This window comes from Serratia sp. SCBI (assembly GCF_000747565.1).
Classification (GTDB): Bacteria; Pseudomonadota; Gammaproteobacteria; order Enterobacterales; family Enterobacteriaceae; genus Serratia; species Serratia ureilytica.
The window spans coordinates 2,303,081-2,316,615 of the sequence record NZ_CP003424.1 but is presented as its reverse complement, the minus strand read 5'-3'; the positions used below and the strand labels follow the sequence as shown (position 1 = coordinate 2,316,615).

General features: G+C 61.6%; 11 protein-coding genes and 1 pseudogene. 6 read left to right on the top strand and 6 right to left on the bottom strand.

Annotated features, from left to right (window positions below):
- Window positions 1-41: 41 nt before the first annotated feature.
- The 3 genes from fumC to SERRSCBI_RS24725 all read right to left on the bottom strand — a co-directional run bounded on the left by fumC (window position 42) and on the right by SERRSCBI_RS24725 (window position 2,302).
- A complete protein-coding gene (gene fumC / locus SERRSCBI_RS10875) occupies window positions 42-1,439 on the bottom strand; it encodes a class II fumarate hydratase (RefSeq protein ID WP_042784421.1) in 1,398 nt (465 codons plus the stop codon).
- Window positions 1,440-1,668: 229 nt separating this feature from the next.
- Window positions 1,669-2,001, bottom strand: coding sequence for a hypothetical protein (locus SERRSCBI_RS10870; RefSeq protein WP_042784419.1), 333 nt, complete (start codon window positions 1,999-2,001; stop codon window positions 1,669-1,671).
- A 40-nt stretch (window positions 2,002-2,041) separates the two neighbouring features.
- Window positions 2,042-2,302 (bottom strand): hypothetical protein, encoded by a 261-nt coding sequence (locus tag SERRSCBI_RS24725; protein WP_156965097.1) that lies wholly within the window; start codon window positions 2,300-2,302, stop codon window positions 2,042-2,044.
- A gap of 176 nt (window positions 2,303-2,478) precedes the next feature.
- Here SERRSCBI_RS24725 and manA point away from each other — a divergent pair, with 176 nt between their 5' ends.
- Together manA and SERRSCBI_RS10860 are read left to right on the top strand one after the other, a co-directional pair.
- Window positions 2,479-3,657, top strand: a complete 1,179-nt coding sequence (manA, locus tag SERRSCBI_RS10865; protein ID WP_042784418.1) for a mannose-6-phosphate isomerase — start codon at window positions 2,479-2,481, stop codon at window positions 3,655-3,657.
- 141 nt (window positions 3,658-3,798) lie between these two features.
- On the top strand, window positions 3,799-5,331 hold the full coding sequence (locus SERRSCBI_RS10860; RefSeq protein WP_042784416.1) for a YdgA family protein: 1,533 nt from the start codon (window positions 3,799-3,801) through the stop codon (window positions 5,329-5,331).
- Between the two features lie 45 nt (window positions 5,332-5,376).
- Here SERRSCBI_RS10860 and SERRSCBI_RS10855 read toward each other — a convergent pair whose 3' ends face one another.
- The gene (locus SERRSCBI_RS10855; protein WP_042784415.1) at window positions 5,377-6,531 is read right to left on the bottom strand and encodes a serine hydrolase; all 1,155 of its coding nucleotides are present in this window, start codon (window positions 6,529-6,531) and stop codon (window positions 5,377-5,379) included.
- 103 nt (window positions 6,532-6,634) lie between these two features.
- Between SERRSCBI_RS10855 and SERRSCBI_RS10850 the strand changes: the two are divergent.
- Window positions 6,635-7,180 (top strand): annotated as a pseudogene (locus SERRSCBI_RS10850) (LysR family transcriptional regulator); the annotation flags it as partial.
- 67 nt (window positions 7,181-7,247) lie between these two features.
- Here the strand turns inward: SERRSCBI_RS10850 and SERRSCBI_RS10845 are convergent.
- The gene (locus SERRSCBI_RS10845) at window positions 7,248-8,384 is read right to left on the bottom strand and encodes a class C beta-lactamase SRT-3 (RefSeq protein ID WP_033642964.1); all 1,137 of its coding nucleotides are present in this window, start codon (window positions 8,382-8,384) and stop codon (window positions 7,248-7,250) included.
- 206 nt (window positions 8,385-8,590) lie between these two features.
- On the opposite strand from SERRSCBI_RS10845, the gene SERRSCBI_RS10840 reads away from it, so the two are divergent.
- The gene (locus tag SERRSCBI_RS10840; RefSeq protein WP_042784413.1) at window positions 8,591-9,472 is read left to right on the top strand and encodes a LysR family transcriptional regulator; all 882 of its coding nucleotides are present in this window, start codon (window positions 8,591-8,593) and stop codon (window positions 9,470-9,472) included.
- On the opposite strand, the gene SERRSCBI_RS10835 is transcribed toward SERRSCBI_RS10840, so the two are convergent.
- On the bottom strand, window positions 9,469-10,500 hold the full coding sequence (locus SERRSCBI_RS10835) for a Mal regulon transcriptional regulator MalI (RefSeq protein ID WP_033650494.1): 1,032 nt from the start codon (window positions 10,498-10,500) through the stop codon (window positions 9,469-9,471). The genes SERRSCBI_RS10840 and SERRSCBI_RS10835 overlap by 4 nt on opposite strands.
- A 223-nt stretch (window positions 10,501-10,723) precedes the next feature.
- Between SERRSCBI_RS10835 and malX the strand changes: the two genes are divergently transcribed.
- Window positions 10,724-12,343 carry a maltose/glucose-specific PTS transporter subunit IIBC gene (gene malX / locus SERRSCBI_RS10830; protein WP_042784411.1) on the top strand — a complete coding sequence of 540 codons (1,620 nt, stop codon included), beginning with the start codon at window positions 10,724-10,726 and terminating at the stop codon, window positions 12,341-12,343.
- Complete coding sequence (locus SERRSCBI_RS10825) at window positions 12,336-13,517, top strand: MalY/PatB family protein (protein WP_042784409.1); 1,182 nt, start codon at window positions 12,336-12,338, stop codon at window positions 13,515-13,517. The genes malX and SERRSCBI_RS10825 overlap by 8 nt, the downstream gene beginning before the upstream one ends.
- The last annotated feature ends 18 nt before the right edge of the window (window positions 13,518-13,535 follow it).

Sequence of the window (13,535 nt, the reverse complement as noted above, 5' to 3'; positions counted from 1 at the left end):
GGGGCTTACCTCAGTAAGCCCCCGGTTGCCTCACAGATCAATTATTTCTGCATGCTGCCGACCATCGCCTCCGGGCGCACCCATTCATCGAACTGCGCTTCGGTCAGATAGCCGAGCTTCAGCGCCGCGGCTTTCAACGTCAGCCCTTCCTTGTGCGCTTTCTTGGCGATTTCCGCCGCTTTGTCATAACCGATATGGGTGTTGAGCGCCGTCACCAGCATCAGCGATTCATTCAGCAACTGGGTAATGCGATCGCGGTTCGGTTCGATGCCCACCGCGCAGTGCTCGTTGAAGCCCTGCATACCGTCGGCCAGCAGGCGGATCGACTGCAGGTAGTTGTGGATCACCATCGGGCGGAACACGTTCAGCTCGAAGTTACCGGAAGCGCCGCCGATATTCACCGCCACGTCGTTGCCCAGCACCTGCGCGCACAGCATGGTCATCGCTTCGCACTGGGTCGGGTTGACCTTGCCCGGCATGATGGAGCTGCCCGGCTCGTTCTCCGGGATAGAAATCTCGCCGATGCCGCAGCGTGGGCCGGACGACAGCCAGCGCACGTCGTTGGCGATCTTCATCAGCGAAGCCGCCAGCCCTTTGAGCGCGCCGTGCCCCTGCACCAGCGCATCGCAGGTCGCCAACGCTTCGAACTTGTTCGGCGCGGTGACGAACGGCTGATGGGTCAACTCCGCCAGCGCTTTAGCGACGCGTACGGCATACTCCGGATGGGTGTTCAGGCCGGTGCCGACCGCCGTGCCGCCCAGCGCCAGCTCGGCGATGTGCGGGATGCTGTCTTCGATGTGTTTCAGATTGTGCGCCAGCATCGCCGCCCAGCCGGAGATTTCCTGGCCCAGGGTCAGCGGCGTGGCGTCCTGCAGGTGGGTGCGGCCGATTTTGACGATGTCGCGGTAGGCTTCGGCCTTGTCGCTCAGCGTCTTGTGCAGCACTTTCAGCTCGGGGATCAGGTGCTCGCGCAGCGCAATCACCGCCGCCACGTGCATCGCGGTGGGAAACACGTCGTTGGAGCTCTGGCTTTTATTGACGTCGTCGTTCGGATGCACCTTGCGCTCTTCACCGCGCACGCCGCCCAGCAGCTCGCTGGCGCGGTTGGCCAACACTTCATTCATGTTCATGTTGGTCTGAGTGCCGGAGCCGGTTTGCCAGATGGACAGCGGGAACTGGTCGGCATGGCTGCCCGCCAGCACTTCGTCGGCAGCGTTGATGATGGCGGCGCCCCGCTCGGCCGGCAGCAGCCCCAGGTCCACGTTCACCTGCGCGGCGGCGCGTTTGGTCAACGCCAGCGCATGGATCAGCGCGGTCGGCATCTTTTCGGAGGAAATGCGGAAATGCGCCAATGAGCGCTGGGTCTGTGCGCCCCACAGCTTGTCGGCCGGTACTTCGATGGGGCCCATGGAGTCTTTTTCGATACGAACGCCTGCCATCATTGTCTCCTTAGCATAATTCCTAAAATTGTAGGGTTAGGCCGACGCGCTACCCCCCGTCGGCACGCATTCCCAGTATAGTGACATAATAACTATTCGCATTAAGAGAGTTATCTCACAGCACGATTCATCTCTTTTACCCATTCATGACGCGGTTATTTGCCGTCGGTTAACCCGTGCCGAAATAAAGACGAAGAAAGAACCGGGATAATAAACGCGGAGATGAAAATTAACGCGCGTGACGCGAATTAAAATTATTGATGCGCTGCGCCTGTAAGTGATTGAGTTCATCGATCCGCTGCTGTTGCAAATGATTGATCTCATCGTAGGCATCCTGCCGTTCATTATGGCGATACGCCCCGGTCGCCACCGCGCCGGCGGTGAGCGCCAGCGGATGCGCCACGGGTGCAGTCACGGCGGGAAGCGCGACCGGTGCGGGCGCAACGACGATCGGCGCCGGCGTTATCACCACGGCGCGCGGGGCCGCGTAGGGATAGGTGACGATCACCGCCCCCTGAGCCGCCCCGGTGCAAAGCCCCAACAACAGCAACCATTTTTTCATGCAACAGACCTCTCATTTCGTTAAATCGACTCGTTAACGGCTACGGTAAAGCGGTCTGTCGTTCAGGTTTAAGCTCGGCGTGTGATCGCCCGACTTGGCGCAAAAAATAATAATAAGGGAATGGCTCAGAAGGTAAAAAATAAATTCCGCCGACATACTTTGACATGCCGATAAATAAATAATGACGTAGAAAGCCTGCGCTGTCGGCAATAATTTCTTTCCCTCCCATCAACGATCGATTGGCGGATTTGCCGGGCCCTCTTGAGGCCGGTGAGCCATTTGAGACGCCGATCGTTATCACGCTATACTCTGGCCGCGTGGCCGGACGCAACCTTATCCGGCGTTGTTTTGATCGCGCCCATGAGGGTTCCTGCCGACGCGGGCGTATGATGGTTGTCGGCACAGATGAAGCGAATCTTATAAAATCAGTAAGTTATTGCCATTAGTGCGGCAATGACGCAAAGGACGTTTATCGACATGCAAAAAATGACCAACGCGGTACAGAATTACGCCTGGGGCAGCAACGATGCGCTGACCCGTCTTTACGGCATCGCCAACCCGGATAATCAGCCGATGGCCGAACTGTGGATGGGCGCGCATCCCAAGAGCCCTTCCCGCGTGCCCGGCGCCGATGGCGCACTGCGTTCGCTGCGCTGTCTTATCGATGAAGACCAGCCAAAGCAGCTGGGCGCTGACGTCGCCAGCCGCTTTGGCGAGTTGCCGTTCCTGTTTAAAGTGCTCTGCGCCGATCAACCGCTGTCGATCCAGGTCCACCCGAGCAAAGCGGCGGCCGAGATCGGCTTCGCGAAAGAGAACGCCGCCGGCATCCCGCTGAGCGCCGCCGAACGCAACTATAAAGATCCCAATCACAAGCCCGAGCTGGTCTTCGCCCTGACGCCGTTCCTGGCGATGAACGGCTTTCGCGAACTGGCCGATATCGTCTCCCTGCTGCAACCGATCGCCGGCGCGCACCACGATATCGCCACCTTCCTGCAGCAGCCGGACACCGCCCATCTGTCTACCCTGTTCGCCAGCCTGTTGACGATGAGCGGCGAGCAAAAGTCGCTGGCGCTCGGCGTGCTGAAAGCCGCGCTCAACAACCAGCAGGGTGAACCCTGGGATACCGTGCGCTTCATCGCCGGTTTCTATCCGGACGACAGCGGTCTGTTCTCACCGCTGCTGCTGAACGTGGTGCAGCTCGCGCCGGGCGAGGCGATGTTCCTGTATGCCGAAACGCCGCACGCCTATCTGAAAGGCGTGGCGCTGGAGGTGATGGCCAACTCGGACAACGTGCTGCGCGCCGGCCTGACGCCGAAATTTATCGACGTGCCCGAGCTGCTGGCCAACCTGCAGTTCCGCCCGCAGCCGGCGTCCGGCCTGCTGACCCAACCGGAGCGGCGCGGCAACGAACTGTTCTTCCCGATCCCGGTGGAAGATTTCGCCTTCTCGCTGCACGATTTGACCGCCGCGCCGCAGGCGCTCGCGCAACGGAGCGCGGCTATCGTGTTCTGCGTCAGCGGCGAAGCGACGCTGGAAAAATCCGGGCAGCGCCTGACGCTCAAACCGGGTGAATCCTGCTTTATCGGCGCCTTCGAATCGCCGGTCAACGTCAGCGGCCGCGGCCGTATCGCCAGGGTTTATAACCAACTGGCCTAACCGTTGATAAATTTCAGCAAATTGCTTGCTGAAAGCGAGAGCTGCCCCCACAATTAAACGCCTGCGGGCGTTTTTTGTCGGCCCACATTTGCCCCCTCCCTCGCAACGGAGGGTTATAAGAAAAAAGGATGAAACAGAGCTATGAAAAAATCGTTAGTCGCTGTCAGCGTCATTGTCGTTCTTGGCGCAGCATGGACCGGGGCATCCTGGTACACCGGGAAACAGATCGAGCAGCACATGGGCGAAGTCGTCGACAACGCCAACGGCCAACTGAAAGCCTATCTGCCGAAAGCCGGCGTCAAGCTGAGCTATGAAAATTACCAGCGCGGCCTGTTCAGCAGCAAAGTGCGTTATGTGCTGCGCTCCGACGGCACGGATACCAGCGAAAACGCGGCGCTGAAAGCCGGTGAAGAAGTGGCGTTCCTGGAAACCATCGATCACGGTCCGTTCCCGTTCGCGCAGCTGAAAAAATTCAACCTGCTGCCGAGCATGGCGTCGGTGCATACCGAGCTGGAAAACACCCCGGCGGTGAAAGGCCTGTTTGAAACCACCAAAGGCAAATCGCTGTTTACCGCCGATTCGCGCATCTCGTACAGCGGCGATACCGCGTCCACCATCGACTTTATCCCACTGGACTACCAGAAGGATAAGTCTTCGCTGAAATTCAGCGGCGCCACCATTGACGCCGACGTGTCCCGCGATCTGAAAAAATTCGCGCTGGACGCCAATAGCGACACTATCGTGTTCGCCAGCCCGAACGAATTCGGCCAAAACGAGCAGATCACCTTCCAGGGCTTCAACCTGAAAGGCAACAGCAACGAAAGCAAGTTCGGCGTGAAGCTCGGCGATCAGACGATGACCCTGAAGCAGTTCAAACTGACGATCGACGGTAAAGACACCGTGGCGTTGGACGGTTTCAATCTGGTGAGCAAGTTCGGCGAGCAAGGCAGCAGCAATATCGGCGGCCAGATCGATTACACCATGGACGCGCTCAAGGTGCAGGGCAACGACTTCGGCGCCGGTAAACTGACGCTGAAAATCGACAACGTCGACGGCAAGGCGCTGAAAGACTTCTCCGACAGCTACAACCGCCAAACCATGGCGCTGCTGCAGCAGGGCGAGAACCTGGATCCGGACGTCTACGAACAGCAGACCTCCGAGATGCTGCAAAAGAACCTGCCGCTGCTGCTGAAAGGCAACCCAAGCCTCAGCATCGCCCCTCTGAGCTGGAAAAACAGCAAGGGTGAGAGCATCTTCACGCTGGATCTGGCGATGACCGATCCGAGCAAGGCCGCCTCCCCGGCACAGTCGCCGGATCAAGTGATCGCTCAGGCGGTTAAAAAGCTGGATCTCAGCCTGACCATTCCGGAAGCGATGGCCACCGAAGTGACTGCGAAGACCGCCTTGTTGCAGGGTTACAATGAGGAAGACGCGCAGAAACTGGCGCAGCAGCAAGTGCAGGGTCTGGCGGCCATGGGTCAAATGTTCAAGCTGACCACCCAGAAAGACGGCGTGATCGCGAGCAAGTTCCACTACGCTGACAATCAGGTTGACCTGAACGGCAACAAAATGTCGCTGCAGGAGTTCATCGGCCAGTTCGCCATGCTGGGCGCCCCGGCGGAAGACGCTGAACCGGCGCAGGAAGCGGAACCCGCTCCGGCACCGGCGCAGTAATCGCCTGAAAGCCTGAACAAGGGCCCCCTGTGGGGCCCTTTTTATTTACGCCGCATAAACCGCATCGCGGATCTGCTGCGGGTAGCGGCCGCACATGCCCTCAAATGCGGTATTGGTCAAGACGACTACGCTCAGCTGCGCCTCTGGATCAAAGAACCAGCTGTGGCCGTAAACGCCGCCCCAGGTCAGGGTACCGGCATGCTGCGGCGTCTGCGCAGCGTCTGGATCCACCAGCAGCGCGCCGCCAAAGCCGAAGCCCCAGCCCGGCCCTTGCGTTTGCGCCTCGGCGCCGACGTGCGGGTGACGCAGCAACGCCACCGTATCCGGTTGCAAAATGCCCTGCCCGCCGCTGCGCAGCGCCTCCACCAGCCGCAGCACGTCGTCGGCATCACCGACCATGCCCGCGCCGCCGGAGGGATAGGCTCCGACGTTAAGCGCGCGCGCCGGCGAGAACGTCACTTCTCCCCCCGCCATGCCTTCCGGCAAGGCGATCCGCACGCCTTCCGGCATGCGCCGCGGCCCCTGCGGCGTATTGTAATAAGGCGTCGCCAGGTTAGCGGCATGGGTCGCATGGAACGCGGTATTGCCGAGCCCCAGCGGCCGCGCCACCCATTCGACAAACAGCTGCGGCAGCGGCATGCCCGTCACTCGCTCCAGCACCGCGCCGAGCACGTCGATCGCCAGCGAATAGTTGAAGCGCGCGCCCGGTTCCGATAGCAACGGCGCCTGCGCCAACAGCCCCAGGTTTTGCTCCAGCGTCAGCGTCGACAGCTCCACGCCGTCCTGGATCCCCAACTGATGGTAAACGCCTGCCGGCGGTTGGTTCAGCCGATAGTCGAGCCCGGCGGTATGACTCAGCAAATGACGAATCTTGATCGTCGGGCGCCGGCCGTCGGCCAGCGCCGGGGTAAACCACGGCAGCCAATCGCTGACCGCATCGTCCAGGCTCAGCTTGCCTCGTTCAATCAGGCGCAGCGCCGCCAGCGTGGTATAGGGTTTGGAAACCGACGACAGCCGAAACTGCGTTTCTCGCCGCATCGGTTGCCGCGCTTCGCGATCGGCATAACCGGCCGCACCGGCGTAGCAAATTTCACCCCGCCGCGCCACCAGCACCACGCTGCCCACGATGCGCCCTTCGGCCATCGCCTGTTGATCGATCGCCGCGATCCGTTCTGTTAACGCCCGTTGTTCTGCCGACATGATTTTTATCTCGCTGAGGGAAAGTAAAAATCAGTCTAAAACGTTCGTCATAAATTAAAATAAGGCATAATTTAATGAATCATTAAGCACAGGTTATTGATAGATGAGTTCACTCCTGCAGCTGCTGCCCTATTTCGAAGCCGTCGCGCGGCTGGGCAACTTCACCCGCGCGGCCAACCAACTGGGCGTCACGCCGCCGGCGGTGTCGCAAAACATTCAGGCGCTGGAGAATCAGCTGGGGGTGCGCTTATTCCACCGCACCAGCCGCTCGGTACGTCTCAGCGACGAGGGCCGACTGTTTTACCAGAAGGTCTCGCCGGCGATGAACCAGATCGACGTGGCGGCGGACGACGTGCGCGCCCTGGGCGCGCAGCCGGCGGGCCTGCTGCGCATCACGCTGCCGCAACTGGCCGCTTCGCTGCTGGTGATGCCGCACCTGGCGGAGTTTCAGCGGCGCTATCCCGAAGTGCAGCTGGAGCTGTTTACCGAAGACCGCTTTTCCGATCTGGTGCTGGGCAGTTTCGATGCCGGCATTCGCATGCACGCCATGCTGCAAAAGGACATGATCGCCGTGCCGATCGACAACGGCCAGCGCCGGGTGCTGGTCGCCTCACCCGATTATCTGACGCGTTGCGGCGCGCCTTTATCGATTTCATGCGCGAGCGGCGAGAGCGACAGCACCGGTAACAGGGGCGCCCCGACGGCGCCCCCCACGATCAGCGCTTATCCAGCGCTTGCACGATGCGGTAAGCCGCCTCGACCCGATCGTCGTTCGGGAACCATTTGTTGGCCAGCATCACCACGGCGATATTTTTCGCCGGGATAAACACCGCGTAGGTGGAGAAACCGCCGGTCGAACCGGTTTTGTTATACCAACCGGCGCGCAGCTCCGGCTGCGGCGGCGTGATGGCGGTGGCCGGCGTGCCGTTCATGATCATCCCGGCGTTGTTGCCCTCTATCAGCCGCGACAGTTTCACCGGGTACGGGTAGTTCTCCCACATCAGATCCTGCGTGAACACGCCCGCTTTGTAATAGCCGACGTGCGTGGCGGCCAGCGCCTCGCGCCACGGCTGCGCGACCTTCGCCTGCTGCAGGTTGGCGTCCAGGTAACGAATCAGATCGCGGGCGTTGGATTTGATGCCGTAAGATTCGGCGTCCAGCGGGCCGGGATTGACGCGCACCGGCTTATCGTCCTTGTTGTAACCCTGGGCATAGTTGGCCATCTGCGCCGCCGGCACCTGAATGTAGGTGTGGCTCATGCCCAGCGCCGGCAGCATGCCCTGCTCCATGGCCTGGATAAACGGCCGATCGAGGCTCTTGGCGGCGATCATGCCCAGCATGCCAATGCCGAGGTTGGAATAGACGCGGTAGCTGCCGGCCGGGTGCTTCGGCTGCCAGGCCCGGTAGTAAGCCATCAGTTGGGCGTTGTCGGTCACGTCGTCCGGCACGAACAGCGGCAGGCCGGATGTGTGGGTCGCCAGATTCAGCAGGCTGACTCCGTCGAAGGCGCTGCCGCGCAGCTCAGGCAGATAATGGCTGGCCGGATCGCTGAACGACAGCTTGCCCTGCTGCTGCGCATAGACCGCCAGCGTCGCGGTGAAGGTTTTGCTCAGCGACCCCACTTCGAACAGCGTCTGCTCGGTGATCGGTTTGCCGGTCTGTTTCGAGGCGACGCCATACGGGTAAATCTGCTGTTTGCCATCGACCGATACGGCGATCGCCATGCCCGGCACGCCGTATTTTTTCATCAGCGGCTGAATAACGGCGTCGATATCCTGCTGCTGTGCGGCGTGCGCGGTCGGCAAGATCAGTGCGGCGATCAGCGCGGCCGCCAGGCGGTTCATTTTCGTCATGATAGAGGCTCTTCGGTTGCAGGGCATCGGCCGCGGCCAAAAGTTTTTATTGGCGTTGCGCACGGCGCACTCCCTGATGGATGATGTCATTCCTTTACGGGCTCCGCCAATCTTGCGGCAGCCGCGCCAAATATCGGTTTTTGCCGCCGGGTTGACAAGCGATAATAATTTCAGCCAGCATAAAGAAAAACTTATGGCTATCAACAATGCGCAACCGACTTCCCCTCAACGCCCTGCGGGCGTTCGAATCCTCCGCCCGCCACCTGAACTTCACCCGCGCCGGTCTGGAGCTGCGCGTCACTCAGGCCGCCGTCAGCCAGCAGGTGCGCATGCTGGAAGAACAGCTGGGCATTCAGCTGTTCCGCCGCCTGCCGCGCGGGTTGGATCTGACCGAAGAGGGCCAGGCACTGCTGCCGGTGTTGAGCGACGCTTTCGATCGCATCGAGGCGGTGTTGCAGCAGTTCGAAGGCGGGCATTTCCACGAAGTGCTGACGGTGGCGGTGGTCGGCACCTTCGCGGTCGGCTGGCTGATGCCGCGGCTGGCGGCGTTCCGCGCGGCGCATCCGTTCATCGATCTGCGGGTGCTGACCCACAACAACCAGGTCAATCTGTCGGCCGACGGCATGGATTTCGCCATCCGTTTCGGCGAAGGTTTATGGCCCGCCACCCGCAATATTAAGCTGTTCGACGCGCCGCTGACGGTGCTCTGCTCGCCGGCGGTCGCCGCGCGGCTGCATACGCCGCAGGATCTGCAGCACGAACTGCTGATGCGCACTTACCGCCAGGATGAATGGGAACGCTGGTTCACGGCTGCGCAGGTAACGCCGTGGCGAATCAACGGCCCGGTGTTCGACTCATCGAGGCTGATGGTGGAAGGCGCGCTCCAGTGCGACGGCGTGGCGCTGGCGCCGGTCAGCATGTTCCGCCGCGAACTGGCCGCCGGCGCGCTACAGCGGCCGTTCGCCGCCGAGGCCGCGCTCGGCGCCTACTGGCTGACCCATTTGAAATCGCGGGATCTGACGCCGGCGATGAAGGCCTTTATCGGCTGGATTTGCCGCGAAGCGGAAGAGGAACAGCGGCGGGATTAGGCGGAGCCGCGCCGGATCAGCGTCGGCGGCAAAATGACGTTCTGCGCCGGCAGATCGGCGTCATTGATGCGCTGCAGCAGGCGTGCGGCGGCGCTGCGCCCCACTTCCCGCGCCGAGCTGGAGACAAAGGTCAGCGGCGGTTCGGTCAGCTCGGCCTCCGGCACGTCGCCGAAACCGATCAGCGCCACCTGCCGGCCGTAGTAGGCGTCGACCCCGTCCGAACCGATGCTGCGGCCGCTGCGCGTCAGGCCAAAATAGGCGCCAAGCGCCACCGACGCCTTGTGGCAAACGACAGCGGTGATATTCGGGTAGTGGCGCAGCAGCTGTTCCGCCGCTTCCGCCGCCTCACGCTGCCGGCAATCGCACTCGACGATCCATTCGCTGCGAAACGGCAGGCCGTACTGCAACAGCGTGGCGCAAAATCCGCCCAACCTTTCGGCGCGCGTCAACGAGTCGCTCTGGCCGCCGAGATAAGCAATCTGGCTGTGGCCGCGTTTGATCAAAAATTCGGTGGCCAGCTTGGCGGCCTGCATATTGTCCGGCCGCACCACGTCCACGCCCTCGAGACCGCTGGAGCGCGCCACGCATACCAGCGGCACGCCCTGCTCGGCCGCCTTTTCCTTCAGCCCGGCCGCCGCGCGGATGCCGCCCGCCAGCACGATGCCGTCGACGCCCTGCGCCAGCAGCGCGTCAAACGCCCGCTGCAGCCCCTGACCATCGCGCCCGCTCTGGGTTAAAAACAGCAGTTTGTCGTGCGCCTCCAGCGCTTCGCTCAGCCCGGCGGTCATTTCGGCATAGAAAGGTTCGCAAATGTCGCGCAGGATCAGGCCGATTACCCCGGATTCGCCGCCGCGCAGCGTCGCCGCCTGGCGATTGCGCACGTAGCCCAACTGCTCTATCGCCTGATTGACCTTCTCGACGGTGGTCGGCGAAATCCGCCCCTTGCCGCTCAATACCAGAGAAACCGTGGTGACCGAAACGCCCGCCTGTTGCGCCACATCGGTAATGGTGATCTTTTTGATGCTCATAGTCTCTGCGAACCCGTTCCTGGGCAACCCGCGCCGTAGTGATCAAGGGTATACCGAATCCGTCAACGCAGTAAAACGTTTTACTGCCCGCCGCATTGTCGCCAAAAACCGGGCGACAGATTTGTGATTGGCGGCGCATTTTTGCTAGGTAAAACGTTTTATCTTCTTTTTACCTAATCAGAAGTCCCCTTTTTGCTCGTCTTTTCGCCAGGAGAAGTCGGTTATGTCAGCAGCCAATAAACCCAAAATCACCCTCTGGGAGTTCTTCCAGAGCCTGGGCAAAACATTCATGTTGCCCGTCGCCTTGCTCTCTTTCTGCGGCATCATGCTGGGGATCGGCAGCTCGCTGAGCAGCCGCGACGTGATCACCCTGATGCCGTTTATCGGCCATCCGATCTTCCAGCTGATCTTCACCTGGATGAGCAAGATAGGCTCCTTCGCCTTCAGCTTCCTGCCGGTGATGTTCGCCATCGCCATTCCGCTGGGCATGGCGCGCGACAACAAGGGCGTCGCCGCCTTCTCCGGCTTCGTCGGCTTCGCCGTGCTGAATCTGGCTACCAACTTCTACCTGACCGCTGCCGGCGTGCTGCCCACCAGCGATCCGCTGGTGCTGAAGGCCAACAACATCCAAAACATTCTCGGCATTCAGTCGATCGACACCGGCATCCTCGGCGCAGTGATCGTCGGCATCATCGTGTATCTGCTGCATGAACGTTTCCACACCATCCGGCTGCCGGATGCGCTGGCCTTCTTCGGCGGCACCCGTTTCGTGCCGATTGTCACCACCGTGACGCTGGGCCTGTGCGGCCTGCTCATCCCCCTGATCTGGCCATGGTTCGCCGCCGGCATCAACGGCCTGGGGCGCATGATCAATGGCGCCGGCATTTTCGGGCCGATGATTTTCGGCACCGGCGAACGCCTGCTGTTGCCGTTCGGACTGCATCACATACTGGTGGCGCTGATCCGCTTTACCGAGGCGGGCGGCACGATGGAGGTGTGCGGCCACAGCGTCAGCGGCGCCCTGACCATCTTCCAGGCGCAGCTCTCCTGCCCGACCACCACCGGTTTCGCCGAAAGCGCCACCCGCTTCCTGTCGCAGGGTAAAATGCCGGCGTTCCTCGGCGGCCTGCCGGGCGCGGCGCTGGCGATGTACCACTGCGCCAAACCGGAGAACCGCCATAAAATCAAGGGGCTGTTGATTTCCGGCGTGGTGGCCTGCGTCGTCGGCGGCACCACCGAGCCGATCGAGTTTCTGTTTCTGTTCGTCGCGCCGTTCCTTTATCTGATCCATGCGCTGCTCACCGGGTTGGGCTTTACCGTCATGGCGCTGCTGGGCGTGACCATCGGCAACACCGACGGCAACATTATCGACTTCGTGGTGTTCGGCATTCTGCACGGCACCGCCACCAAGTGGTATCTGGTGCCGGTGGTGGCCACCATCTGGTTCGTCGGCTATTACGCCATTTTCCGCTTCGCCATCCGGCGCTTTAACATCAAAACGCCGGGCCGTGAGAGCGACGGCGCCGTCACCCAAAGCGCGCCAAGCGGCGCAGTGGGCAAATCCGGCTACAATGTGCCGGCGATTTTGGCGGCGCTCGGCGGCCCGGACAACATCATTACGCTGGACAACTGCATTACCCGCCTGCGCCTGTCGGTCAACGACATGAGCCAGGTGGACGACGCGGCACTGAAGGCCAACCGCGCCATCGGCGTGGTGCATCTCAACGATCATAATCTGCAGGTAGTGATCGGCCCGCAGGTGCAATCGGTGAAGGATGAATTAGACTCACTGATAGCCACGGCGCGCCCTGCCGCGGCGCTGCAGGGAGCCACCCATGTTTGATTTCTCTACCCCGATCGACCGCCACGGTACCTGGTGCACCCAGTGGGATTACATCGCCGATCGCTTCGGCAGCGCAGACCTGCTGCCGTTCACCATCTCCGATATGGATTTCGCCACCGCACCGTGCATTCTCGAGGCGCTGCAGCAGCGCCTGCAGCACGGTGTGCTGGGCTACAGCCGTTGGCAGCATGAGGATTTTCTCGGCGCGCTGCGCCACTGGTATCAACAACGTTTCAACACCGCTATCGACACCGCAACGGCGGTGTACGGCCCTTCCGTTATCTACATGGCGGCGCAGCTGATCCGCCAATGGTCCGTGCCGGGCGACTACGTGGTGACCCATACCCCGGCCTACGACGCCTTCTATAAGGTGATCCTCGCCAACCAGCGCCAGCTGCTGGCCTGCCCGCTGCACAAGGCCGCAGATGACTGGCGCTGCGACATGGCGCACCTCGAAGCGTTGCTGGCGCGGCCGCAGACCAAGATCCTGCTGCTGTGCAGCCCGCATAATCCCACTGGCAAAGTGTGGCGCCGCGAAGAGCTGCAGCAGATGGCCGAACTGTGCGAACGCCACGACGTGCGCGTGATCAGCGATGAAATCCACATGGACATGGTCTGGGGCGAACACCGCCATACGCCCTGGAGCCAGGTGGCGACCGGCCCCTGGGCCTTGCTGACCTCCGGCTCCAAGAGTTTTAACATTCCGGCGTTAACCGGCGCCTACGGCTTTATCAGCGACGACGCCAGCCGCGAAGCCTATTTCCAGCAGCTCAAAGCCCGCGATGGCCTCTCCTCGCCGGCGGTGCTGGCGGTGGTGGCGCACGTAGCCGCCTATCGGCGCGGTGAACCCTGGCTGGATGCCCTGCGCGACTATCTGCAGGATAACCTGACCTACATCGCCGAACGGCTTGCGGAGGCGTTTCCCGCGCTGGGCTGGCGCCCGCCGCAGGCCACCTATCTGGCCTGGATCGATCTGCGGCCGCTGGCCGTGGACGATCGGGCGCTGCAGCAGGTGCTTATCGAGCGTGAAAAGGTGGCGATCATGCCGGGCTTTACCTACGGCGAAGAAGGCCGCGGGTTCCTGCGCCTCAACGTCGGCTGCCCGCGCAGCAAGCTGGAAGCCGGCATGGACAAGCTGATCGCCGGGTTGAAGTTTGTGCTGGACGAGAAATAACGCGAGGGGGCGAGCCTC

Bases quoted from the DNA above. Each gene is read 5' to 3' on its own strand.
- fumC (WP_042784421.1), bottom strand. From the start codon at position 1,439: ATGGCAGGCGTTCGTATCGAAAAAGACTCCATGGGCCCCATCGAAGTA.
- SERRSCBI_RS10870 (WP_042784419.1), bottom strand. From the start codon at position 2,001: ATGAAAAAATGGTTGCTGTTGTTGGGGCTTTGCACCGGGGCGGCTCAG.
- manA (WP_042784418.1), top strand. From the start codon at position 2,479: ATGCAAAAAATGACCAACGCGGTACAGAATTACGCCTGGGGCAGCAAC.
- SERRSCBI_RS10860 (WP_042784416.1), top strand. From the start codon at position 3,799: ATGAAAAAATCGTTAGTCGCTGTCAGCGTCATTGTCGTTCTTGGCGCA.
- SERRSCBI_RS10855 (WP_042784415.1), bottom strand. From the start codon at position 6,531: ATGTCGGCAGAACAACGGGCGTTAACAGAACGGATCGCGGCGATCGAT.
- SERRSCBI_RS10845 (WP_033642964.1), bottom strand. From the start codon at position 8,384: ATGACGAAAATGAACCGCCTGGCGGCCGCGCTGATCGCCGCACTGATC.
- SERRSCBI_RS10840 (WP_042784413.1), top strand. From the start codon at position 8,591: ATGCGCAACCGACTTCCCCTCAACGCCCTGCGGGCGTTCGAATCCTCC.
- SERRSCBI_RS10835 (WP_033650494.1), bottom strand. From the start codon at position 10,500: ATGAGCATCAAAAAGATCACCATTACCGATGTGGCGCAACAGGCGGGC.
- malX (WP_042784411.1), top strand. From the start codon at position 10,724: ATGTCAGCAGCCAATAAACCCAAAATCACCCTCTGGGAGTTCTTCCAG.
- SERRSCBI_RS10825 (WP_042784409.1), top strand. From the start codon at position 12,336: ATGTTTGATTTCTCTACCCCGATCGACCGCCACGGTACCTGGTGCACC.